The sequence below is a fragment of the Caulobacter sp. 05L422 genome (assembly GCF_056397765.1).
The window spans coordinates 316,418-339,236 of sequence record NZ_JBFTOB010000002.1 but is presented as its reverse complement, the minus strand read 5'-3'; the positions used below and the strand labels follow the sequence as shown (position 1 = coordinate 339,236).

Annotated in this window: 18 protein-coding genes and 1 pseudogene; 5 read left to right on the top strand and 14 right to left on the bottom strand. The window is 68.7% G+C overall.

The window, feature by feature from the left end:
- Positions 1-56 precede the first annotated feature (56 nt).
- From AC1DMQ_RS03860 to AC1DMQ_RS03850, 3 genes are read right to left on the bottom strand one after another with little or no spacing between them, the layout of a single operon-like run.
- On the bottom strand, positions 57-1,466 hold the full coding sequence (locus tag AC1DMQ_RS03860) for an efflux transporter outer membrane subunit (RefSeq protein ID WP_477032226.1): 1,410 nt from the start codon (positions 1,464-1,466) through the stop codon (positions 57-59).
- 1 nt (position 1,467) lies between these two features.
- Positions 1,468-4,662, bottom strand: coding sequence for an efflux RND transporter permease subunit (locus AC1DMQ_RS03855; RefSeq protein ID WP_477032225.1), 3,195 nt, complete (start codon positions 4,660-4,662; stop codon positions 1,468-1,470).
- Between the two features lie 12 nt (positions 4,663-4,674).
- The gene (locus tag AC1DMQ_RS03850) at positions 4,675-5,835 is read right to left on the bottom strand and encodes an efflux RND transporter periplasmic adaptor subunit (RefSeq protein WP_477032224.1); all 1,161 of its coding nucleotides are present in this window, start codon (positions 5,833-5,835) and stop codon (positions 4,675-4,677) included.
- 188 nt (positions 5,836-6,023) lie between these two features.
- Between AC1DMQ_RS03850 and AC1DMQ_RS03845 the strand changes: the two genes are divergently transcribed.
- Complete coding sequence (locus AC1DMQ_RS03845) at positions 6,024-6,623, top strand: TetR/AcrR family transcriptional regulator (RefSeq protein WP_477032223.1); 600 nt, start codon at positions 6,024-6,026, stop codon at positions 6,621-6,623.
- Positions 6,624-6,836: 213 nt separating this feature from the next.
- Complete coding sequence (locus AC1DMQ_RS03840) at positions 6,837-7,604, top strand: YceI family protein (RefSeq protein WP_477032222.1); 768 nt, start codon at positions 6,837-6,839, stop codon at positions 7,602-7,604.
- A 51-nt stretch (positions 7,605-7,655) separates the two neighbouring features.
- Here AC1DMQ_RS03840 and AC1DMQ_RS03835 read toward each other — a convergent pair whose 3' ends face one another.
- The 3 genes from AC1DMQ_RS03835 to AC1DMQ_RS03825 form a co-directional block, all read right to left on the bottom strand.
- Positions 7,656-8,504, bottom strand: coding sequence for a rhamnogalacturonan acetylesterase (locus AC1DMQ_RS03835; RefSeq protein ID WP_477032221.1), 849 nt, complete (start codon positions 8,502-8,504; stop codon positions 7,656-7,658).
- A gap of 137 nt (positions 8,505-8,641) precedes the next feature.
- The gene (locus AC1DMQ_RS03830) at positions 8,642-10,267 is read right to left on the bottom strand and encodes a family 43 glycosylhydrolase (RefSeq protein ID WP_477032220.1); all 1,626 of its coding nucleotides are present in this window, start codon (positions 10,265-10,267) and stop codon (positions 8,642-8,644) included.
- A 218-nt stretch (positions 10,268-10,485) separates the two neighbouring features.
- A complete protein-coding gene (locus tag AC1DMQ_RS03825; protein ID WP_477032219.1) occupies positions 10,486-11,922 on the bottom strand; it encodes a sugar porter family MFS transporter in 1,437 nt (478 codons plus the stop codon).
- A 315-nt stretch (positions 11,923-12,237) separates the two neighbouring features.
- Between AC1DMQ_RS03825 and AC1DMQ_RS03820 the strand changes: the two genes are divergently transcribed.
- On the top strand, positions 12,238-14,433 hold the full coding sequence (locus AC1DMQ_RS03820; RefSeq protein ID WP_477032218.1) for a TonB-dependent receptor domain-containing protein: 2,196 nt from the start codon (positions 12,238-12,240) through the stop codon (positions 14,431-14,433).
- 1 nt (position 14,434) lies between these two features.
- On the opposite strand, the gene AC1DMQ_RS03815 is transcribed toward AC1DMQ_RS03820, so the two are convergent.
- From AC1DMQ_RS03815 to AC1DMQ_RS03785, 7 genes and pseudogenes are all read right to left on the bottom strand, one after another.
- Positions 14,435-14,851: a hypothetical protein gene (locus tag AC1DMQ_RS03815; protein WP_477032217.1), complete on the bottom strand. Its 417-nt coding sequence runs from the start codon at positions 14,849-14,851 to the stop codon at positions 14,435-14,437.
- A 127-nt stretch (positions 14,852-14,978) separates the two neighbouring features.
- A pseudogene (locus AC1DMQ_RS03810) lies at positions 14,979-15,425 on the bottom strand (GNAT family N-acetyltransferase); the annotation flags it as partial.
- 29 nt (positions 15,426-15,454) lie between these two features.
- Positions 15,455-15,865: an MmcQ/YjbR family DNA-binding protein gene (locus tag AC1DMQ_RS03805; RefSeq protein ID WP_477032216.1), complete on the bottom strand. Its 411-nt coding sequence runs from the start codon at positions 15,863-15,865 to the stop codon at positions 15,455-15,457.
- Between the two features lie 236 nt (positions 15,866-16,101).
- Positions 16,102-17,883, bottom strand: a complete 1,782-nt coding sequence (gene xylD, locus AC1DMQ_RS03800; RefSeq protein ID WP_477032215.1) for a xylonate dehydratase XylD — start codon at positions 17,881-17,883, stop codon at positions 16,102-16,104.
- Complete coding sequence (gene xylC / locus AC1DMQ_RS03795; protein WP_477032214.1) at positions 17,870-18,745, bottom strand: D-xylonolactone lactonase; 876 nt, start codon at positions 18,743-18,745, stop codon at positions 17,870-17,872. The genes xylD and xylC overlap by 14 nt, the downstream gene beginning before the upstream one ends.
- Positions 18,746-18,870: 125 nt before the next feature.
- The gene (gene xylB / locus AC1DMQ_RS03790; protein ID WP_477032213.1) at positions 18,871-19,623 is read right to left on the bottom strand and encodes a D-xylose 1-dehydrogenase; all 753 of its coding nucleotides are present in this window, start codon (positions 19,621-19,623) and stop codon (positions 18,871-18,873) included.
- Positions 19,624-19,646: 23 nt separating this feature from the next.
- Positions 19,647-20,798, bottom strand: coding sequence for a fumarylacetoacetate hydrolase family protein (locus AC1DMQ_RS03785; RefSeq protein ID WP_477032212.1), 1,152 nt, complete (start codon positions 20,796-20,798; stop codon positions 19,647-19,649).
- Positions 20,799-21,000: 202 nt separating this feature from the next.
- Here AC1DMQ_RS03785 and AC1DMQ_RS03780 point away from each other — a divergent pair, with 202 nt between their 5' ends.
- Complete coding sequence (locus tag AC1DMQ_RS03780) at positions 21,001-21,378, top strand: DUF427 domain-containing protein (protein WP_477032211.1); 378 nt, start codon at positions 21,001-21,003, stop codon at positions 21,376-21,378.
- A gap of 73 nt (positions 21,379-21,451) precedes the next feature.
- The gene (locus AC1DMQ_RS03775) at positions 21,452-21,865 is read left to right on the top strand and encodes a hypothetical protein (RefSeq protein WP_477032210.1); all 414 of its coding nucleotides are present in this window, start codon (positions 21,452-21,454) and stop codon (positions 21,863-21,865) included.
- 41 nt (positions 21,866-21,906) lie between these two features.
- Here AC1DMQ_RS03775 and AC1DMQ_RS03770 read toward each other — a convergent pair whose 3' ends face one another.
- Positions 21,907-22,797 (bottom strand): SDR family oxidoreductase, encoded by an 891-nt coding sequence (locus tag AC1DMQ_RS03770; RefSeq protein ID WP_477032209.1) that lies wholly within the window; start codon positions 22,795-22,797, stop codon positions 21,907-21,909.
- Positions 22,798-22,819 lie beyond the last annotated feature (22 nt).

The window sequence follows — 22,819 nt, the reverse complement described above, 5'->3', positions numbered from 1 at the left end:
GGGGGGGGGTGACGTCGCCAGCACTCCCCCGCTGGGGACGGGGGATCTGTTTGGCCTCAGCGGACGGGGGGAGCCCCGCCGCCGAGCGCCTTGTAGAGCGTGGCCAGGTTGGTCTCCCGCGCGAGGCGGGCGACGATCAGGGTCTTCTGCGAGGTGTAGAGCGTACGCTGGGCGTCCAGCACGGACAGCGAGCTGTCGATCCCCGCGCCGTAGCGGGCCTGCGACAGGCGGACCGTGTCGTTGGCGGCGGCGACCAGGCGCTCCTGCGAGCCGACCCGTTCGGCGATGGTCGACTGCACGGCCAGGCCGTCGGAGACCTCGCGGAAGGCGGTCTGGACCGTCTTCTCGTAGTTGGCCACGGCGATGTCGCGACCGGCCTTGGCGCTGTCGAGACCGGCCACGTTGGCGCCGCCCGCGAAGATCGGCAGGCTGATGCGCGGCGCGAAGCTCCAGGCCCCGTTGCCGCTGTCGAACAGGCTGTCCAGGCTGTTGCTGGCCACCCCGGTCGAACCCGTCAGGCTGATGGTCGGGAAGAAGGCCGCGCGGGCCGCGCCGATATTGGCGTTGGCCCCGGCCAGCTGGTGCTCGGCGGCCAGCACGTCGGGACGACGCGTCAGCACGTCGGACGGCAGGCCGGCCGGCAGGTCGCGCAGGATCTGGGCGGTGACCAGGCCGCCGGCCGGCAGCAGGTCGTTGGGCACGTCAGTCCCGACCGCCAGGCGCAGGGCGTTCTTGTCCTGCTCGACCAGGGCGACGGCGGTGGCCACGTCGCTGCGGGCGGCCTCGACCAGGGTCTGGGCCTGGCTGAGCTCGAGCTGCGAGATGGCGCCGGCCTCGAAGCGCCGGCGCACCAGCTCCATGGTCTCCTGGCGGGTGCGCAGGGTCTCTTCGGACAGGGCCAGCAGGTCCTGGTCGGCGGCCAGGTTCAGCCAGGCGTTGGCCGTCTGGGCGATCAGGCTGATCCGCACAGAACGGCTGATCTCGGTCGTGGCCAGATAGTTCTGCAGGGCCGCGTCCTTGAGGCTGCGCACCCGGCCGAACAGGTCGAGCTCCCAGGAGGTGACGCCGACGCTGGCGGTGTAGAGCTCGACCGAGCGGTCGCCGCCCGCGATGACCTGGGCCGACGAGCTTTCGCCCTTCGTCCCGGTCGCCGAGGCGCCGACGGCCGGCACGAGGGCCGCGCGCTGGATCCGGTACTGGGCGCGGGACTGCTCGATGTTGAGCACCGCCACGCGCAGGTCGCGGTTGTTGGCCAGCGCCAGGTCGATCACGCCTTGCAGGCGCGGATCGATGAACACGTCGCGCCAGCCCAGGTCGGCGGCCGTGGTCGTCGAACCGGTGTTGGCGCCCGCGATCGGCCAGGCGTCGGCCACCGGCAGGGTCGGGCGGACGGTCTTGGGCGCCATCGTGCAGGCGCTCAGGGCCGAGGCCGCCAGCAGGGTGAGGGTCAGGTTACGCACAAGCATCTCAGTGGCTCTCGGCCGGAGTCGTGGTGGGTTCGTCGTGACGGCGCGGCTTGGGCTTGAAGACCCGCTCGACGATCACGAAGAACAGCGGGACGAAGAAGATCGCCAGCAGGGTCGCCGAGATCATGCCGCCGATCACGCCGGTGCCGATCGCGTGCTGGCTCCCCGATCCAGCCCCGTTCGAAATCGCAAGAGGCAGCACGCCGAAGACGAAGGCCAGCGAGGTCATGATGATCGGACGCAGACGGATGCGGACCGCCTCCACCGTCGCCTCGACCAGCTCCATGCCCTGTTCGTGCAGGTCCTTGGCGAACTCGACGATCAGGATGGCGTTCTTGGACGCCAGCCCCATGGTCGTCAGCAGGCCCACCTGGAAGTAGATGTCGTTGCTGAGACCGCGGAAGGTGGTGGCCAGCAGGGCGCCGACGATGCCCAGCGGGATGACCATGATCACCGACAGCGGGATCGACCAGCTCTCGTAGAGGGCCGCCAGCAGCAGGAACACCACCAGGATCGAGATGCCGTACAGGGCCGGAGCCTGGTTGCCGGACTCGCGTTCCTGGGCCGACAGGCCGGTCCATTCGAAGCCGATGCCCGGCGGCAGCTGGGCGGCGATCTTCTCCATGGCGGCCATGGCCTGGCCCGAGCTCTTGCCCGGGGCGGGCGAGCCCTGGATGTTCAGCGACGACAGGCCGTTGTAGCGCTCAAGACGCGGCGAGCCGTAGATCCAGTGCGTGGTGGCGAACGAGCTGAACGGCGCCATCGTGCCGGTGCTGGTGCGGACATACCAGCTGTTGAGGTCTTCCGGACGCATGCGGTAGGGCGCGTCGGCCTGGACGTAGACCTTCTTGACCCGGCCGCGATCGATGAAGTCGTTGACGTACGAACCGCCCCACGCGGCGCTGAGCGCGGCGTTGATGTCGGCGGTGGTCAGACCCATCGCCCCGGCCTTGGCCTGGTCGATGTCGATCTTCAGCTGCGGGGTGTCGTCCTGGCCGTTGGGACGCACGCCGGCCAGGGTGGGATCCTGGGCGGCCATGCCCAGCACCTGGTTGCGCGCGGCGACCAGGGCGTCGTGGCCGACGCCGCCGACGTCCTGCAGCTGGAAGTCGAAGCCCGACGAGGTGCCCAGTTCCGGCACGGCCGGCGGCACGATCGCGAAGACCATGGCGTCGCGGATCTGCATGAACTTGCCCATGGCCCGGCCGGCGACGGCCTGGGCCTTGCGCTCGGGAGCCTTGCGCTCGTCGAAGTCCTTCAGGCGGATGAAGGCCAGGCCGGCGTTCTGGCCGGCGCCGGCGAAGCTGAAGCCGGCGACGGTGAACACCGCCTGCACGGACTCCTTCTCGTCGACCAGGAAGTGGTTCCGCACGGTGTCGAGCACGGCCTGGGTGCGTTCTTCCGGCGCGCCGGGCGGCAGCTGGACGATGGTGAACATCGTGCCCTGGTCTTCCTCGGGCAGGAAGGCGCTGGGCAGGCGGATGAACAGGAAGCCCATCACCAGGATGATCACGCCATAGGCCAGCATCCAGCGCCCGCTCTTGCCGAGCAGGTTGCGCACCCGGCCTTGATAGCGCTGGCTGACGTCGTTGAAGTTGCGGTTGAACCAGTTGAAGAAGCGGTTGAACAGGTTGACCACCGGGCCCAGCGGGCCCTGGTGATCGGTGTTGAGGGGCTCGCCATGACCCCGGCTGACCGGCCTGAGCAGGGTGGCGCAGAGGGCCGGCGTCAGGATCAGGGCGACCAGCACCGACAGGCCCATGGCCGAGACGATGGTGATCGAGAACTGACGGTAGATCACGCCCTGCGAGCCGCCGAAGAAGGCCATGGGCACGAACACCGCGGCCAGGACCAGCGCGATGCCGATCAGGGCGCCGGTGATCTCGTTCATCGATTTTCGTGTGGCCTCGACGGGCGACAGCCCTTCCTCGCTCATCACCCGCTCGACGTTCTCGACCACGACGATGGCGTCGTCGACCAGCAGGCCGATGGCCAGCACCAGGCCGAACATGGTCAGGGTGTTGATCGAGTAGCCGAAGGCCGCCAGCACCCCGAAGGTGCCCAGCAGGACGACCGGCACCGCGATGGTCGGGATCAGGGTCGCGCGCCAGTTCTGCAGGAACAGGAACATGACGATGAAGACCAGCACGACGGCTTCGACCAGCGTCTTGATGACTTCCTCGATCGACAGCTTCACGAACGGCGTGGAGTCGTAGGGGATGACGTACCGGAAGTTGGCCGGGAAGTTCTTCTCCAGCACGGCCATCCGCGCCTTGATGGCGTCGGCGGTGTTCAGGGCGTTGGCGCCGGGGGCCAGGCGGATGGCCAGGCCGGCGGCGGGCTTGCCGTTGTACTTGGCGCCGAAGCCGTAGCTTTCCGCGCCCAGCTCCACGCGGGCGACGTCGCGCAGGTGCACGATGGCGCCGCCGGGGCTGTTCTTGACGATGATGTTCTGGAACTCGGCCGGGGTGCTCAGGCGCGACTGGGCCGTGATCGTGGCGTTCAGGCCGATGCCGGGCACGTTGGGCACGCCGCCCAGCTGGCCGGCCGAGACCTGGGCGTTCTGGGCCCGGATGGCGGCGATCACGTCGGCGGGGGTCAGGCTGTAGCTGGCCAGCTTGGTCGGATCCAGCCACACGCGCATGGCGTATTGCGCGCCGAACAGCTGGACCTCGCCCACGCCGTCGACGCGGCTCAGCGGGTCCTGCAGGTTGCTGGCGATGTAGTCGGCCAGGTCGGTGTTGGTGGTCTTCGGATCGTCCGAATACATGCCGACGATCAGCAGGAAGTTACGGGCCGACTTGGCGACCGTCAGGCCCTGCTGCTGGACTTCCTGCGGCAGCAGCGCGGTGGCCGTCTGCAGCTTGTTCTGGACCTGCACCTGGGCGATGTCGATGTCGGTGCCGGCCTTGAAGGTCAGGGTGGTGGTCGCCGAACCCGAGCTGTCGCTGGTCGACGACATGTAATCCAGGCCGTCCAGGCCCTTCATCTTCTGTTCGATGACCTGGGTGACGCTGTCCTCGACGGTCTTGGCCGAGGCGCCGGGATAGATGGCGTTGACCGAGACCTGGGGCAGGGCGATGTCGGGATACTGGGCGATCGGCAGGGTGCGGATGGCCAGGGCGCCCGCCAGCATGATGACGATCGCGACGACCCAGGCGAAGATCGGCCGATCGATGAAGAAACGGGAAAGCATGAGGGGCCGGCCTTACTGAGCAGCGGGGGCGGTGATGACGGCCGGCTTAACCGGAGCGCCGGGACGGACCTTCTGCAGGCCCTCGACGATGACCTGGTCGCCGGCCTTCAGGCCCGAGCTGACCAGCCACTTGTCGCCCACCGTCTGGGTGGTGACGATCTGGCGGGGTTCGGCCGCGCCCTTGGCGCCGACCACCATCACGGTGGCGTTGCCCTTGGGGTCGCGGCTGACGGCCGCCTGCGGGATCAGCATGCCGCTGTTGGCGACGCCCTTGCCCAGCTGGGCGCGGACATACATGCCGGGCAGCAGCACGCCGTTCGGATTGTCGAAGGTGGCGCGCAGGCCGACCGAGCCGGTGGTCGGGTCGACGGTGACGTCCGAGAACTCCAGGCGGCCGGAGATCGGGTAGACCGAGCCGTCTTCCAGCGTCAGGGTCACCTGCGCCGAGCCCGAGCGGCCCAGCTGGCCGCTGTTCAGCGCCGCCTGCAGCTTCAGCATGTCGGACGAGGACTGGGTCAGATCGACATAGATCTTCGACAGGTCCTGGACCGTGGCCAGGGCCGTGGCCTGGCTGGCGGTGACCAGGGCGCCCGGGGTGACCGAGCTCTTGCCGATGCGGCCCGAGATCGGCGAGACCACCTTGGTCCAGCCCAGGTTGATGCGGGCGGCGTCGACGGCGGCCTTCTGGGCGGCGACGTTGGCGACGGCCTGCAGCGCGGCGGCCTGGGCGTCGTCGTTGTCCTGCTTGGAGACCGCGTTGATCTCGACCAGACCCTTGTAGCGGTCGGCCTTCAGCTTGGCGGCCGTGGCGGTCGCCTGGGCCTGGGCCAGGCCGGCGGCGGCGCTGTTATAGGCGGCCTGATAGGTGGCCGGGTCGATCTGATAGAGCGGCTGGCCGGCGCGGACATAGCCGCCTTCCTGGAACAGGCGGGCCTTGATGATGCCGCCGACCTGCGGGCGCACTTCCGAGACCAGGTAGGCCGAGGTGCGGCCGGTCAGTTCGGAGGTCAGGGTGACCGGCTCGGTCTTGGCGACGATGACGCCGACCGGGGTCGGGCCGCCGGGGCCCATGCCGCCGGCTCCGCCCTTGCCCGGGCCGCAGGCCGCCAGGGTTAGAGCGATGGCCGCCAGGGAGGCCGCCGACAGAGCGGCGCGAGAACGGTCGAAAGACATGCAGAAACCCCAGGAGCGACAGGGCGTCGCAGGCCTTCAGCCTTGACGACGCCCTGTTGGTGACCAACATGAGAATGAACGTTCATTCTCAACGGGGCTGGACATAGGTCCGAGGTTGTCGCAAGTCAACCTCGGGGGTTCCGTCCAGCTTGACGTGACGGAAATTTAATTGGGAAGCGAAGCTTTCGATGACTGACGACGCCAACACGACGCTGAGGCCTACGCCGGAAGCGCGGCGGCAGCAGATTCTGGACGCCGCGTGCGATTGCGTGCGGCAGGCGGGGTTCCACGGCGCCAGCATGGCCGAGATCGCCAAGGCCGCCGGCCTGAGCGTGGGCCAGATCTACCGCTATTTCGAGAACAAGGAGGCGATCATCGCCGCCATCGTCGCCCAGGACCTGGCCGAGATGCGCGAGAAGTTCGCCGAGATGGAAAGCCGGCCCGGCGACCTGCTGGACGCCATGAGCGAGCACATGCCCGAGGCCGTCGACAAGTGCTTCGACCTGCGCCGCGCGGCCCTGACGCTGGAGGTCCTGGCCGAGGCCAGCCGCAATCCCAAGGTCGCCGCGATCCTGCAGGCCGCCGACCAGCAGGAGCGGGTCTACGCCCAGGCCATGCTCGACCGCAGCCGCAGGCCCGAATGGAGCGACGCCGAGTTCGAGGCGCGTTGCGAGGCCGTGGGGCTGCTGTTCGACGGCATGATCATCCGGGCGGTCAATCACCCCGACACCGACCGCGAGCCTCTGGCCCGCGTGCTGATGGCCACGATCCGGCAACTGCTGAGCTGAAGCCGCGTAACTGCTCAAGAACCGTCTCCAGGGGGCGGGATCGGGCCGACGTAGCGGGTGGACAGCAACACCGACCCTTCCGTAACGTCAAGTCGCGACGAGAAAAAGGCCGGCCCGATGTCGGATCCGTGCACGGTGCTGCGTCCTTCGTGGGACCGTGCGCCTCGGATTTGACCGGAAGGGTGCGGCCGCCAACTTAGTAGGGAAGACGCCATGACCTTTTCGACCGTTCCGCACGCCCTCCCCAAGGCTTCCTGGCCCAAGGTCTCCTGGCTGATGGCCGGCGCCGCCGCCCTGGCCCTGGGGGCTTGCTCGCCGCCGACCGCCAAGAAGGCCGAGACTCCCGCCGCCGCGCCGTCCGCCTCAGCGCCGGCCGACAAGTTCGTGATGCCGCAGGTGCCGGCCGGCGACTACACGCTGGACAAGAGCCACGCGAGCCTGTCGTTCAAGGTCAATCACCTGGGCTTCTCGCACTACACCGCGCGGTTCAGCGACTTCGACGCCAAGCTGAAGTTCGATCCGGCCAATCCCTCGACCTCGAGCGTCGAGGCGACCATCGATCCCAAGTCGCTGACCCTGCCCAGCCCGCCGGCCGGCTTCAAGGACGAGCTGACCGGCAAGAGCTGGCTGGACGCGGGCCAGTATCCGGCCATCACCTTCCGCTCAACCAAGGTCGAGGTCACCGGCGCCAACACGGCCAGGATCACCGGCGACTTCACCCTGCACGGCGTGACCAAGCCGGTGGTGCTGGATGCGACCTTCAACGGCGGCTACGCCGGCCACCCGATGGACCCGCACGCCCGCATCGGCTTCTCGGCCCACGGCGTGTTCAAGCGCTCGGAGTTCGGCATCGGCGGCGGCGTCCCCGCGCCGGGTTCGACCATGGGCGTCAGCGACGAGGTGGACGTCAGCATCGAGTCCGAGTTCAGCGGCCCGGCGTTGCCCGACGCGAAGGCTCCGGCGGCGCCGGCGGCTCAATAGCAGCGAGGCTCGCGATAGGGGACATGCCCATGGGCGTGTCCCCGGCGGCGGCTACGGAACCAGGTTGCGCGCCAGCGCGGGAACCGCCTTCACCAGTTCCTCGGCGATGATCTTCGAGCACGCCGCCGCGCCCTCGGGGCCCAGGTGGGTGTAGTCGAACTTCGACGGGTTCGCGGGCGCCGCCCCCGGCGGGTCCATCGGCACGGGCGCGGCGCCGGGGATCGGCGGTTCGAAGAACTTCACGCCCACGGTCGTGCCGCCGGCCAGCGCCTTGGCCAACTCGGGCGAGGGCGGACCCTCGGCCCAGGCGGCGGCCTTCAGCGGTCCCAGGGCCTGGGCGGCCGCGGCGCTGCGGGCGTTCAGGTCGACCAGCGGCGTCCCGGTCTCGGCGGCGACCGCGCGGACCGCGTCGGCCCACGGGATCAGGTCGTCGATCAGCTTGCCGTCCTTGAACTGCCGGCGCGACAGCGGGGTGACCAGCACCGGATGGGCGCCGGCCGCGCGAGCCTCCTCGACATAACGTTTCAGATTGGCCGGGAACTGCGTCTTCAGGTCGGTCAGCCGCTCGGCCCGGCCGTAGGCGTCGTTGTGGCCGAACTGGATCAGCACGTAGGTGTCGGCGAACGGGCCGCCCTTCGCCTCGCCCAGGGCCAGGGCCCAGGAGCCTTCGCTGCGGTAGGTCTTGGTGCTGCGCCCGCCGCGACCCAGGTTCACGCAGGCGATGTTCGAGGTCACCCGCGTGCCGCAGAACACCCCGCCCCAGCCGCTGTTCACGGCCGTGGTGGAGTCGCCGACCAGCACGATCTTGGTCGCCTTGAACGGCGGCGGATCGGCGGGCGCCTGGGCGAGGGCCGGCGTCGCGAACAGGACGGCGGCGAGGACGAGGGGCTTGAACGTCATCTTCGAAATCCAACTCCACAAACGCCTGTCATCCCGGACAAGCGAAGCGCAGATCCGGGACCGCCGGAAGCGCTGAGCTCAGGCGTCGGTCCCGGATCTTCGCGCTGCGCACTCGTCCGGGATGACAGCCTTTGGGGTTAAGCCAGCGCCCGGTACTTGAAGTTCCGGAACCGCGCCGAGCCCTTGCCCGCCGCGTAGAGGCCCGGCTTCAGCATCAGGAAGCCGCCGCGCACATTGTGGTGGTAGCCCGAGACCTCCATGCCCCGGTCGAAGCGCTTCCAGGTCTTGCCGCCGTCGCCGCTGGTGTGGAAGGCCACGATGTGGCGGTCGTTGCGCAGCCGCATCAGCATCTTCGACCCGTGTGGGTTCGAGGGGCGCCCGCGCTCGATGCCGTACTGGTGGGTGACGAAGTTCTTGGCGTCGAAGCCCAGGCCGCAATAGAGCTGGCGGTCGTAGAACAGGATCAGGCCGGCGCGGGTGTCGGCGTCGATCTCGATCTCGCACTCGATCTCGTAGGCCTGGTCGCCGTTGACGAAGATCAGCGGCGCGCCCGTGCTGGGTGCCTCGCCGGCGCCCTTCAGGGTCAGGACGCCGCCCTCGCGCTTGATCCGGTCGCGGTCGCCCGGCTTGGGGTCGAAGAAGCTCCACTGCACGCCCAGCTTGTCGGTCGTGAAGTCGTCGGACAGCGCCATGCCGTGGGGCAGGGCCTTGCCGCCCTTGGGCTTGGCCAGGGGCTTCGAAAGGTCGCCGCCGCCGACCTCGAACCAGCCGTCCTTGGTCCAGGTGACGGGGGCCAGCAGGGTCTGGCGGCCCAGGGTGTAGAAGCCGTTTTCGTAGCCGTGATAGACGGTCCACCAGTCGCCGGCCGGGCCTTCGACCAGGGTGGCGTGGCCGCGCGACCACCACTTCTCGCTGTTGTCGGTCGTGCGCACGACCGGGTTGCGGGGATCGTCCTCCCACGGACCGCCCAGCGACTTGGCGCGGGCGACGATGACCATGTGGCCGGTCGGCGGGCCGGCCGTGCCGCCCACGGCGGTGACCAGGTAGTAGTAGTCGCCGCGCTTCATCACCTTGGGGCCTTCGGGCGAGAAGCCCTCGACGTCCCAGTCGTCCGGATAGCGCCAGGGATTGTAGACGTGCTCGGGCTGGCCGACCGTCGACAGGCCGTCGGGCGCCAGCTGGATGCGGTCGCCGCCCGACAGGAACAGCCAGCGCACGCCCTTCTCGTCGACCACGTGGCCGGGGTCGATGTAGCGCGGCAGCTTCAGGTCGACCGGCTCGCTCCACGGGCCCTCGATCTTGTCGGCCCAGATCACGTAGCTGGTGTTGTTGTCCGGGAACTTGGCCGGCAGGTAGATGTAGTAGCGGCCCTTGTGCTTGCAGAGCTCGGGCGCCCATATCGAGCCGACGTTCTTCTTCAGGGTGGGACCGACCGGCGTCCAGTTCACCAGGTCCCTGGAATGCCAGATCAGCAGGCCCGGATAGGCGTCGAACGACGAGTGGGTCATGTAGTAGTCGTCGCCGTCCTTGAGGATCGACGGGTCGGGATGGTCGCCGGCCAGGATGGGGTTGAGGAAGGTCCCGTCGCCCAGGTCGGCCTTGCGCTGGCCTTCGATCCCCTTGACCCAGGTCGGTCCCGCGCCGGCTTCCGGCTTGCCCGGCAGCGTGCCCATCTGGGCGGCCTGCGACGCGGCGGGAACGGCGGCGACCGCCGCTCCGGTGAGCAGGGAGCCAAGGGCGCCGCGACGGCTGACATCGACCATGAAAAACTCCTCCCGACTGTAGCGTTCGCACGCTTGTTGCCGGCCACTTAGCGGCAAGGCCACGGCCTTGTCCACCGGTGTCATTCCCGGTTTTCGCGGGTTTTCGCCGGTCTGAAACTGACGCTGAAAGCGACGTCCGGCAAAGGAAAAACCGCACAAGAAAACGCCCGGGAGGCGGAACCTCCCGGGCGTTTCCAGTTCGTCGATGCGAAGAGGGCCTAGCCCTGCATCGCCTCCAGTTCCTTGCCACGGGTCTCGTGGATCAGCTTCTGGACCAGGAAGAACGAGACCACGGCGCTGAGCGCATAGAAGCCGTAGGTCGCCGACAGGCTGAGCTTGGCCATGGCCGGGAAGCTGAACGAGATGGCGAAGTTGGCCATCCATTGGGCGAAGCCGGCGACGGCCAGGGCCGAGCCGCGCATCTGGTTGGGGAACATCTCGCCCAGCATGACCCACATCACCGGGCCCCAGCTGAAGTTGAAGAACACCACATAGGCGTTGGCCGCGACCAGGGCCAGAACGCCCGTGCCGCTGGCCAGGTGCAGCGCGCCGTTCACCGTGGTGGCGGTGGAGAAGCAGTAGGTCAGGATGCCCAAGGTCACGGCCATGCCGGCCGAGCCGATCAGCAGCAGCGGCTTGCGGCCGATCTTGTCGATCACGGCGATGGCGGCCAGGCAGGCCAGGATCGACAGCGCGCCCGACAGGATGTTGATCTTCAGGCTGTCGTCTTCGGAGAAGCCGACCGACTGCCACAGCACCGAGCCGTAGTAGAAGACGATGTTGATGCCGACCAGTTGCTGGAAGATGGCCAGGACCAGGCCGGCCCACAGGATCGGGCGGATCTTCTTGCTGACCGGATCCAGCAGGTCGGAGAACTTGGGCTTGTGGTCGGCGCTCAGCGAGGCGCGGATCTCGGCGACCTTGGCCGCGCCGGTCCCCGGCCCGAACAGGCGCGAGAGAATGGCTTCGGCCTGGGCGTCCTTGCCCTTGGCGACCAGGTAGCGCGGGCTTTCCGGAATGGTCAGCAGGGCGAAGAAGAAGACGCCGGCCGGGATGACCTGCATCCAGAACATCCAGCGCCAGGCGGGGAAGCCCAGCCAGAACTCGGCGGTCGAGCTGCCGGCGGTGTGGGCCAGGATGTAGTTGGCCACGAAGGCGCCGGTCAGGCCGGTGATGATCATGATCTGCTGCACGGACGACAGGCGGCCGCGGATGTTGGCGGGCGTGACTTCTGAGATGTAGACCGGGCACAGCACGCTGGCCGCGCCCACGCCCAGGCCGCCGATCAGGCGGAAGATGACGAACACGGTCGAGCTGGGGGCCGCGCCGGTGCCGATGGCGCTGATCAGGAACAGCAGGGCGGCGACGATCATCACCGTGCGGCGGCCCCAGACGTCGGCCAGGCGGCCGGCGGCGAAGGCGCCAAAGGCGCAGCCGATCAGGATGGCGGCGACGTTCAGGCCGGTGCCGAACTCGGTCAGGTGGAAGGCGCTGTTCAGGCCTTCCTGCGTGCCGTTGATGACGCCGCTGTCGTAGCCGAACATGAAGCCGCCGATGGTGGCGACGGCCACGATGGCGGCGATGAAGGCGATGTTCACTTTGGCGCCGTCGGCGCTCATCCCCGGACTCGGTCCGGCGTTAGCTACAGATGCCACTGTATCTTCCCCATGAGGCCCGAAGGCCGCGTTTGATCCCTAACGAGCCCTGAAGCGGGGCCTTGGTTGGCGTGACCTTAGTGTTACCGGTATCAGCGTGCAAGCGGTGGTTCGGAGCCTCCGCCCGCCGCCCCGATCGGCCGACGCGAGGGGATAGTGTCAACGCTGTCATCGGCCCGCAACCGTCCTGCGCGCCCTCTTCGCGAAAACATTGCCGAAAAGACATTTGCTTCGGCTCGCGAGTTGGCCTCTTTCGCGCCTCTAAGTCGTGGGCAAGCTTCACCTTGCCGCTCAAGTATCCATCGGGGGATGACCTTGCGCCTGAAAGTCCTGTTGCTTGCCGCCACGGCGATCCTGTCGCCGAGCCTGGTCCTGGCCCAGACGGCTCCGGCGCCCGCTCCGGCGAGCAAACCCGCGCCCGCGCAAGGCAAGGCCTCCGACACCCCCACCGCCGTCGAGGGCGTGACGGTGACCAGCGACTCCACCGCCATGCGCACCTCGATCGACCGCCGCAGCTACAGCGTCGCCAACGACCTGTCGGCCAAGACCGGCTCGATCAGCGACGCCCTGCGCAACATCCCCTCGGTCGAGGTCGACGTGCAGGGCAATGTCAGCCTGCGCGGCGATCCGAACGTCACGATCATGATCGACGGCAAGCCGTCCAGCATGTTCAACGGCGAGGGCAAGGCCGACGCCCTGCAGCAGATGCCGGCCGACCAGATCGACCGCGTCGAGGTGATGACCAACCCTTCGGCCGCCTACCGCCCCGACGGCACGGCCGGGATCATCAACCTGATCACCAAGAAGACCCACAAGCCCGGCGCGACCGGCTCGTTCAAGCTGAACGTCAGTCCCAACAACCGCTACAACACCGGGATCACCGGCAATCTGGTCAAGGGCAAGCTGACCCTGTCGGGCGAGGCCGGCTATCGCTACGACCGCCAGAAGTTCTGGTCGACCGACGAGCGCGAGACCATGCCCCTGGTCGTCGCCCCGGCCCACACCCTGCAGGACGGGGCGTTCGTGAACGACGGCAGCTCGGTGAACCTGCGCGGCGGCCTCGACTACAACCTGACCCCGAAGGACCGGCTCAGCGCCGAGGTCCGTTACCGCGGCATGGACTACGACGCCGACGGCGTGGAGAGCTTCACCGACCTGACCGTGTCGCCGACCGCGCCGGTCTATACGCGCGCCTCGGGCGCCCGCATGCAACGCGACAACAGCGCGGTCAGCGGCGACTGGCGCCACCAGTTCAAGGGCTCCGAGCACGAGCTGGACGCCCACCTGGAGTACGAGGTCACCGACTTCCAGCGCGACGGCAAGGCCTTCATCGACAACGCGGCGGTCGCCGACGTCTACGAGTCGTTCGGCTTCGGTTCGGACCAGGACCGCGTGAACTTCAAGCTCGACTACACCCGCCCGATGCCCGACGAGGCCAAGCTGAAGACCGGGCTGGATTTCGAGGTCGTCGACAACGACTACGACAACCACGGCTCGACCGGCCCGACGGCCGCCGACCAGACCGAGGATCCGCGCCGCACCAACCGCTTCCTCTACAGCCAGGACGTCTATGCGGGCTACGTCACCTACGAGCGCCCGTTCGGCGACTTCACGGTGCTGGGCGGCCTGCGCGCCGAGCAGGTCGAGATCCGCACCAACCAGGTGACGACCGGCCAGAAGGACGACAACGCCTACTTCCACGTCTATCCGTCGCTGCACATGGGCTACACACTGAGCCAGACCCAGACGGTGACGGCCAACTACAGCAAGCGGGTCCAGCGTCCGCAGGCCCAGGACCTGAACCCCTATCCGATCTACCAGGACCCCAAGAACTTCTTCGCCGGCAATCCCGACCTGAAGCCGCAGATCACCGACTCCTACGAGCTGGGGTATCAGTACCGGAAGGGACCCGCCTCGTACCTGGCCACGCTGTACTACCGCGAAAGCCGCGACGGGGTGACCAACGTGGTGCGGAACCTGGGCGACGGCGTCTTCCTGACCACCCGCGAGAACCTGGCCAAGAGCCGCAACGGCGGGCTGGAGCTGGTGGCCAACGGCAAGCTGACCCCCAAGCTCAGCTACAATGTCAGCGGCAACGCCTATTGGAACGAGATCCAGTCCACGACCCTGGGCGTGGCGGGCACGCGCTCGGGCACGACCCTCACGGGCCGCGGCAGCCTCAGCTGGCAGGCCACGCCCAAGGACTTCTTCCAGCTGAACGGCTTCACCTCGGGCAAGCGCCTGACGCCCCAGGGCTATCGCGAGCCGATCTCGATGCTGAACCTGGGCTATCGCCGCAAGGTCAACGACAAGCTGAACTTCGTGGTCACGGCCAACGACGTGCTGGACTCGTTCAAGGACAACGCGATCCTCGACACGCCGACCCTGCAGCAGCGCGTCGAGCGCCGGGTGGACGTGAGGGCGGTGTTCTTCGGCTTCACCTACGCCCTGGGCGGCGGCAAGGCGCGGCCGGAACAGTTCGACTTCGGCACGGGCGCGGTCGGCGGCTAGTTCAACGGCGGCCCGCCAGGCAGCTGGCGCGCGCCTGGTCGAAGGCCGCCTGGCTGGCCGCCACGGCCTGGGCGTTGGCCTCGTTCTGGGAGCGTGCCGCGCGCCGGTTCTTGCCGCGTCGGACGACCCCGCCCGCGACCGCTCCGGCCACGGCCGCGTCGCCCGCGTCGCCGCCCGAGATGGCGCCGATGCCGGCCCCGACCGCCGCGCCCTTGACCCTGGCCCCGCTGCCCGTCACCGGGGCGGCCGAAGCCTGGGCGGGCTGGGGCGGATTCATCGGGTCGAAGCCGGTCTGCTGGGTGGCCTGCCGCGAGCACTCTGCCTCGTCCTGCTGCGACTGGCCGAGCGCCGAGCCGGCCATCCCAAGCTCGCCGACCAGCAGCGCGATCGCCAAGGCCGTCCGGATCCTGCCCGCCATGGAACGTCTCCCGTCGTGAGGCCCGGGCCCGCCGTGGCGGCGAGCCGAGCCTGAAGACAGAAGCTTTGCGCGTCGCCCGGACCCGCCGCCATCGGGCCATCGCCGCAGGGGCGCCCGGGCAAATCCCCTAGCCGGCCAGCCGTTTCTCGTAGCGCCAGACCTCCAGCGGGAAGAGGCCCTCGGACGTTTCGGTCGGCACGTTCTCGATCCTCGCCATCGTCCAGCCGGACTTCTCGTAGAACCGCGCGGCCCGGGCGTTGCCGATCGCGCAGGCCAGCCAGGCGGTCTCGACGCCGGCCCGGGCCAGCCGCGCCTCGGCGTCGGCCATCAGCACCGCCGCCGCCCCGGTCCCGCGCGCCTCGGCGGCCAGGTAGAACTGATAGAGCTCGTCGTCCTTCAGCAGGTGGAAGCCCAGCGGCGCCCCGACGGGGCCGAGGGTGCGCACCTTGGGCAGGGCGAGCGCCATGCGTTCCTCGAAGCTTTCCAGCGTGCGCAGACGCCTCAGGGCCTCGGGCAGCAGCCCCTCGTGGCCGTCCCGCCAGCCGGACCACCACAGGCGGGCCAGGGGCTTGAGGTCTTCCGGCTTGGCGCCTCGCACCGCCGTCATCGCGTGGCTCCGTCCAGCGCCTCGACCAATTTCTGCGGGGCCAGGACGCGATAGCTGACCTTCAGCAGTTCCGCCAACTGGTCCCAGTCGGTCGCCTCGTCCAGGACCAGGCCCACGATGTTGGGGAACCAGACCGGGCGGAAGAACGGCGGGGCCTCGAAGTCGACCGGGTCGAACTGGCGATCCAGCGTGCGGAAGGTGACGACGCAGCCGTCCGTCTTGGCCGCCCGCGCATAGGCCTGCGGTCGGCCCTCGGCGATCATCAGCACATGGGCGAAGGTCTTGTCCCGCACCCGCCAGCGCGTCCCGACCCAGGCGGCTTCCTCGCGGGTTTCCGGCAGGGCGCGGCAGAGGGTCCGGAGGCGAACGATGATCTCGGACGGGACCTGGGGGCGGGCGGGCGTCATGCCGGGAAGGTTGGCGGATCGGGGAGGGGCGTCAACCGTGGGATCTCACCCACTTGCCCCCACCTGACGGCTTCGCCGTCTGTCCGCCCCCATAGGGGGCGGAGGACCCCCCCCAACGCACGGCGCGCCTCTTCCCCCTGTGGGGGAAGACGACCGCGAAGCGGTCCGTAGGGGGCAAGTGTTAGCCGCCGATCCCCAAACCAAAGGCCCTCGGATCGCTCCGAGGGCCTTCCAGATCAGTGGTTATGCCTGGGCAGCTTGGACGCCAGGTCCTGGTACTTCACGGCGAACTCCAGGACCCCGCCGGTCTCCAGCTGGCCCGTGTGGGCGCGGTAGATTTCCTGCCAGGGGGTCATGGTGGCCGGGACGGCCGGGATGCCTTCCTTGCGGCGCTCGGCGATCACGGCCTCGTCCACCAGGGCGTCGCAGCGGCCGGTGTTCAGGTCGATGCGGATGGTGTCGCCGGTGCGCAGCCACGACAGGCCGCCGCCGATCGCGCTTTCGGGCGAGGCGTTGAGGATCGAGGGGCTGTCGGCGGTGCCCGACTGGCGGCCGTCGCCCAGGGTGGGCAGGCTCATGATGCCGCGCTTCAGCAGGGCGTCCGGCGGCTGCATGTTGACGACCTCGGCAGAGCCCGGCCAGCCGATCGGACCCGCGCCGCGGATCACCAGGATGCAGTGCTCGTCGATGGCCAGGGCCGGGTCGTTGATCCGGGCGTGATAGTCGTCCGAGCCGTCGAACACGATGGCCCGGGCCTCGAAGATGTCTTCCTGGCCGGGCTTGCTGAGGTAGCGTGCCCGGAAGTCGGCGCCGATGACGCTGGACTTCATGATCGCGAAGTCGAACAGGTTGCCCTTCAGCACCAGGAACCCGGCCTTCTGCGCCAGCGGCTCGGCGTAGGGGAAGATCACCTCGCGGTCCTTGGTCTCGCGGCCTTCCAGGTTCTGCGCCATCGTCTTGCCGGTGACGGTCAGGACGTCGCCGTGCAGGCGGCCCTGTTGCAGCAGCTCCCACAGCACCGCCGGCGCGCCGCCGGCCCGGTGGAAGCGCTCGCCCAGATACTTGCCGGCCGGCTGCATGTTGACGATCAACGGGATGTCGTAGGCCGCCCGCCAGTCGTCGGCGGTGATTTCGAGCCCCGCATGCCGCGCCATGGCGGCGATATGAGGCTGGGCGTTGGTCGAGCCGCCGGCCGCCGCGACCAGGGCGATGGCGTTCTCGAACGCCTGCTTGGTCAGGATGTCCTTGGGCTTGATGTCCTCATAGGCCAGGTCGACGATCCGCTGGCCCGTGCGATAGGCCATCTGGCCGCGCTCGCGATAGGGGGCGGGGATGGCCGCGCAGCCGGTCAGCGACAGGCCCAGGGCCTCGGCCACGGCGTTCATGGTCGAGGCGGTGCCCATGGTGTTGCAGTGGCCGGCCGAGGGGGCGCTGTCGGCGGCGCGCTGGATGAACTCGTCCTCGTTGATCTCGCCGGCCGCCAGCTTGCGGCGCGAGCGCCAGATCACCGTGCCCGAACCGACCAGCTCGCCGTCGTGCCAGCCGTCCAGCATCGGACCGCCCGACAGGACGATGGCCGGGATGTTGACCGTGGTGGCGGCCATGATGCCGGCCGGGGTGGTCTTGTCGCAGCCGGTGGTCAGGACCACGGCGTCGATCGGATAGCCGTGCAGCGTCTCGACCAGGCCCAGATACGACAGGTTGCGGTCCAGGGCCGCCGTCGGGCGACGGCAGTTCTCGAAGATCGGGTGGACCGGGAACTCCATCGGGATGCCGCCGGCGTCGCGGATGCCGTCGCGGATCCGGGTCACCAGGTCCAGGTGGATGCGGTTGCACGGCGAGATGTCGCTGCCGGTCTGGGCGATGCCGATGATCGGCTTGCCGCTGCGCAGTTCCTCCGGGGTGATCCCGTAGTTCATGAACCGCTCCAGATAGAGGGCGGTCATGTCGATGTGGTCCGGATTGTCGAACCAGTCGCGCGAGCGGAAGCGGCGGGGAGTTCTATCAGGGGCGGTCAAGACGCACCTCGTATTGGGGCTGGCCGGCGACGGCGACGGGCAGGGCGAACAGGCCGCCGCACAGGGGATAGGCGGCGAGTTGCTCGTCGCTCAGGCCCTTGCGGGCGGTGGTGAAATAGATGGTCTTCAGGTCGGGCCCGCCGAAGCAGGGCTTGGTGACGTTGATGGCGTCGAGCGTGACGCGATCGACGATCTCGCCGGCGGGCGACAGGCGCAGCGCGCCGTGGCCGCCCCACAGGGCCGTCCAGACGAAGCCCTCGGCGTCGACCACCGAGCCGTCGGGCCAGGCGTCGTCGATCTCGAGCTTGAAGAACGGACGCTTGTTCGACAGCGCCCCGTCGGCGTCCAGGTCGTAGGCCCAGATCACCTTTTCCAGGGTGTCGGTGTGGTAGAAGGTCTTGCCGTCGGGCGACACGCAGGGACCGTTGGTGATGCAGACGCCGCTGTCCTGCTGGATCGGCCGGCCCGCCTCGTCCAGGCGGTAGAGCGCGCCCGTCGGGGCCTCCTCGCCGTCGTGCATGGTGCCGAACCACAGCCGGCCCGCGCCGTCGACGGTGGCGTCGTTGGGGCGGTTGTTCAGGGCCGCGTCCTCGATCTCGCCCAGGAAGGCGAAGCCGCTGTCGGGGTGGAAGTGGTGCAGGCCGCTCTTCAGCCCCGCCACGAAGCCGCCGCCGGCCCGGGGCGCCAGGAAGGTCACCTGGTCGGGAGCGTCGAAGCTGGCCGTCTCGCCGCTGGCCGGATGGAAGCGGTGGACCTTGTGGCCCTTGATGTCGACGAACCACACGGCCTGTTCCTCGGCCGACCAGATCGGCCCCTCGCCGAGGGTGGCCTTCAGGTCCCAGACGCAGGTGGGGTTAGGCATGCGCGACGTCCTCTCGGTTCATAGCGGTATACCCCCTCGGCCGCCTCGCGACAGCACCTCCAAAGGTCGAGGATCGGCGCGGCGCTTTTTGGAGCGAGGCCGGGTGCGCGGGGGTTACGCGCCGATCAACGCCAGCCGGCGTCGATCCAGTATTCGTGGCCGGTGCACAGGCTCGCGTCGTCCGAGGCCAGGAACATCACCAGCGAGGCGACGTTCTCGGGGATCAGGCGGCCCTTCAGGGCCTGGGCCTTGACGATCTCGGCCTCGCCCTCGGGCGTGTACCACTTCTCCTGGCGCTTGGTCTTGACGTTGCCCGGCACCACGCAGGTGACGCGGATGTCGTCGGGACCCAGCTCGCGGGCCAGGGCGCGGGTCATGCCCTCGATGCCGGCCTTGGCGGTTTCGTAGAGGACCAGGTCCTCCAGGCCCAGGTGCCAGCTGATCGAACCGAAGTTGATCACCGCCCCGCCGCCGCGCGCCTTCATCCCCGGGGCCACGGCCTGGGTGCAGAACAGCATGTGGCGCAGGTTGACGTTCATGCGCTCGTCCCAATAGGCGGGCGTCACGTCGGCCAGCTTGTGGCGGTCGTCGTTGCCGGCGTTGTTGACCAGCACGTCGATGGGACCGATGTCGGCGAAGGTCTTGGCCACCGCGTCCAGGTCCATCAGGTCGCAGCGGATGTAGGTCGGCGCGATGTTGGAGCCCGCGAGTTGCGCGGCCAGCGCCTTGGAGTCTTCGTCGGCGACGTCCAGGAAGATGACTTCCGAGCCCTGGCGCGCGAAGCCGGCGACGATGCCCGCCCCGATGCCCGAACCGCCGCCGGTGATGACGACGCGTTTGCCTCGAAGGCTGGGATAGATGGCGGAGGAGGTGCTCACTTGCGGGCGCTTTACTTCAATGTTCACAGCAGGCCTCGGCCGGCCAGATTGCGGATCAGGGCGGAGACGCCGAACGTCCACGGGGCGGCGAGATCGCAGGTGGTGACCTCGTTCTCCAGGACGCCCAGCTTGGGGGTGGCCACGCGCACGCGGTCGCCGACCTTGTGGGTGAAACCCTGACCGGCGGCGTCGCGATCCTGGATCGGGGCGAACATCGTGCCCAGGAACAGGGCGAAGCCGTCGGGGTACTGGTGCTGCTTGCCGTAGGCCTGGCCGGCCAGCACGGCCGGGTCGCGGCTGATCAGGCTCATGTTGCTGTGGCCGTCGAGCACGAAGTTGTCGCGGCCGGTGATGTTCAGCGTCACTTCGGCCGAGCGCACGTCGTCCAGCGAGAAGCCGTCGTCGAACAGGCGGAAGAACGGGCCGATCGAGCACGAGGCGTTGTTGTCCTTGGCCTTGCTGAGCAGCAGGGCCGAGCGGCCTTCGAAGTCGCGCAGGTTGACGTCGTTGCCCAGCGAGGCGCCGCGGATCCGGCCCTGGCCGTCGCACAGCAGCACGACTTCCGGCTCGGGATTGTTCCAGTGGCTGTCGCTGCGCACGCCCACGTGGTCGCCCCAGCCCATCGAGGACAGGGTCGGACCCTTGGTGAAGATCTCGGCGTCGGGGCCGATGGCGACTTCCAGGTACTGCGACCACAGGCCGTCGGCGATCAGGGTCTGCTTCAGGCGGTCGGCGCCTTCCGAACCCGGGTTCACGCTGCGCAGGTCGCCGCCCATGCTGGCCGACAGCTGCTCGCGGATCTTCAGGGCGGCGGCGGCGTCGCCGCGCGCGCGTTCCTCGATCACCCGCTCCAGGGTCGAGACGGCGAAGGTCACGCCGGCGGCCTTCAGCACCTGCAGGTCGACCGGGGCCAGCAGCTTGGCGGCCGCGCCTTCCGGGTTCTCCCACACGGCGCGCACGTCCAGCGCCTCCAGCGGGCCCAGGTCCTCGCCGCGCGGGATCGCCGCGCCGGGCTCGAAGGCGTTCATCAGGTCGGAGGTGGTCGGGGCGATCTTGCTGACGTCTTCGATCCGGCCGCCGCGGATCAGGACGGGAGTCGGACCCTGGCCGAAGTCGATGCGGCCCAGCAGGGTCGCGTCACGCCAATCGTCGGGAAGGAAATCGCTAAGGGCCACCGGTCGTCTCTCTCCCTGGCGGGCGCGTTGGACCGGTCTTAACTCGCCGCCCACGCCCCCCCGTCACTTGTCGATGACGTTGTTAGCGCTAACACGACGCTCAGCGCAAGCCCCGGCGCGAGGTGCAAATCGCGCCTATGCCCTAGCGGAAGGACCGGCCGGAGACCACTTACAACGGTGTAAGCTTTAGCGGGACAACGCCATGACCGATCGCCCGATCAAGATTCCGGGGCCCGATCACCCCATCACCGTCACGCCGAATCCCAGGCGGGTGGTCGTCACCCTGGGCGGCAAGGTCATCGCCGACACCCGCGACGCCCTGACCCTGAAGGAGGCGTCCTATCCGGCGGTGCAATACATCCCGCGCAAGGACGTCGACATGACGCTTCTGGCCCGCACCGACCACGCCACCTACTGCCCCTACAAGGGCGAGGCCTCGTATTTCAGCATCCCGTCGGGCGGCGAGCGGTCGGTCAACGCCATCTGGACCTACAAGGCGGCCTATCCGTCGGTGGCCGCGATCCAGGACCACCTGGCGTTCTATCCGGACCGGGTGGACGGGATCACGGAAGAGGGGTGAGCCTCCAACCTTCGTCGGATCAATCTCGGTTCGCGACCCTGGTCGGACGTCGGGAAACGCGGTTAGCTCAACCATGAACTTCAGATGGGTCATCCTGATCGCGCTTGGCCTTGCGCTTTCCGCATGCAGGGAAATCGGCTTTGACGGCCGCGCTCGCCAGTATTCCGGCGTCTGGCTCTACGAGTTCGAAGGTTCAACCTTTGTCGAGGGCGCGACCGCGATTCCAAAGGCGCGTCCTTCCTACAAGGAGACGGATTGGCTGGAGTACCGGTTCGACCAGCCTCGCCTGGGCCAACTGGTCGAACCGGTCGGGTATGATGACAAACGGGACTGCTACTCTGTTCAGCCGTTCTTGGTCACCTTCGTCGGCCATCGAACGCAACGCCCCTTTGGAGCAGGCCACATGGGGCTATGGCGCTCCCAGGTGACGGTGCACAGGACGATTTCGTTCGAGCGATTGGGCCCCGCATTCTGCTACCCCGGATAGGTCCGCCCAACCTTCTCCGAGGATCGAAGGTCGATACGACCTCAGACCCCGTAGTCCATCGCCTTGAGATCGGCGATCAGGTCCGGGCCCGTGGGGGTCCAGCCCAGGGTCTGCCGCGTCCAGGCGCTGGACGCCGGCATGTCCAGGCCCGCGAACATCGCGAACCAGCCGAAATGACCCGCCGCCTCTTCCGGCGTCAGGGACACCACGGGAACCTTCAGGCCCGCGCCGACGACTTCGGCGATCTCGCGGGCCGAGACGCCTTCCTCGGCCACCGCGTTGTAGCGGGCCCCGGCTTGTCCGCGCTCCAGGGCCAGCGGATAGAGGCGCGCGACGTCCAGCACGTGGGCGGCCGCCCAGCGATTGGCGCCGTCGCCGACATAGGCCGAGATCCCCTTGGCGCGCGCGATCTCGATCGAAGGCGTGATCAGCCCCTGCTTGACCGGGTCGTGGACCTGGGGAAGGCGCATCACCGAGACGTTGACGCCGGCCTCCAGGGCCGCCGCGCCGGCGATCTCCGAGGCGCTGCGGGGGTTGGGATGGTCGAGGTTGAAGACGTCCTCGGTCGCCGGCTGGCCAGGTCCGGGGCTTCCCATGCCGACGCCCGAGGTGATGACCAGCGGGCGATCCGATCCCCTCAGCGCCGAGGCCAGGGCCTCGATGGCGCGCGCGTCTTTCTCGCAATTGGCCAGGAAGTTGGAGAAGTCGTGGTCGAAGGCGCAGTGGATCACGCCGTCGGCCTGGGCCGCGCCGGCGCGCAGGCTATCCAGGTCCTCCAGGCTGCCGCGATGGGCCCGCGCGCCCGCGGCGGCCAGCGCCTGGGCGCCGGCGTCCGATCGCGTCAGCCCCAGGACCTGATGACCCGCCTTGAGCAGTTGCGGAACGATGGCCGAGCCGATGAAGCCGGTCGCGCCGGTGAGGAAGACACGCATGGAAACTCTCCGAGTGTTGTCC

What these genes read in the sequence shown, in the direction of transcription:
- AC1DMQ_RS03860 (WP_477032226.1), bottom strand. Translation starts at nt 1,466, where the DNA reads ATGCTTGTGCGTAACCTGACCCTCACCCTGCTGGCGGCCTCGGCCCTG.
- AC1DMQ_RS03855 (WP_477032225.1), bottom strand. Translation starts at nt 4,662, where the DNA reads ATGCTTTCCCGTTTCTTCATCGATCGGCCGATCTTCGCCTGGGTCGTC.
- AC1DMQ_RS03850 (WP_477032224.1), bottom strand. Translation starts at nt 5,835, where the DNA reads ATGTCTTTCGACCGTTCTCGCGCCGCTCTGTCGGCGGCCTCCCTGGCG.
- AC1DMQ_RS03845 (WP_477032223.1), top strand. Translation starts at nt 6,024, where the DNA reads ATGACTGACGACGCCAACACGACGCTGAGGCCTACGCCGGAAGCGCGG.
- AC1DMQ_RS03840 (WP_477032222.1), top strand. Translation starts at nt 6,837, where the DNA reads ATGACCTTTTCGACCGTTCCGCACGCCCTCCCCAAGGCTTCCTGGCCC.
- AC1DMQ_RS03835 (WP_477032221.1), bottom strand. Translation starts at nt 8,504, where the DNA reads ATGACGTTCAAGCCCCTCGTCCTCGCCGCCGTCCTGTTCGCGACGCCG.
- AC1DMQ_RS03830 (WP_477032220.1), bottom strand. Translation starts at nt 10,267, where the DNA reads ATGGTCGATGTCAGCCGTCGCGGCGCCCTTGGCTCCCTGCTCACCGGA.
- AC1DMQ_RS03815 (WP_477032217.1), bottom strand. Translation starts at nt 14,851, where the DNA reads ATGGCGGGCAGGATCCGGACGGCCTTGGCGATCGCGCTGCTGGTCGGC.
- AC1DMQ_RS03805 (WP_477032216.1), bottom strand. Translation starts at nt 15,865, where the DNA reads ATGACGCCCGCCCGCCCCCAGGTCCCGTCCGAGATCATCGTTCGCCTC.
- xylC (WP_477032214.1), bottom strand. Translation starts at nt 18,745, where the DNA reads ATGCCTAACCCCACCTGCGTCTGGGACCTGAAGGCCACCCTCGGCGAG.
- AC1DMQ_RS03780 (WP_477032211.1), top strand. Translation starts at nt 21,001, where the DNA reads ATGACCGATCGCCCGATCAAGATTCCGGGGCCCGATCACCCCATCACC.
- AC1DMQ_RS03775 (WP_477032210.1), top strand. Translation starts at nt 21,452, where the DNA reads ATGAACTTCAGATGGGTCATCCTGATCGCGCTTGGCCTTGCGCTTTCC.
- AC1DMQ_RS03770 (WP_477032209.1), bottom strand. Translation starts at nt 22,797, where the DNA reads ATGCGTGTCTTCCTCACCGGCGCGACCGGCTTCATCGGCTCGGCCATC.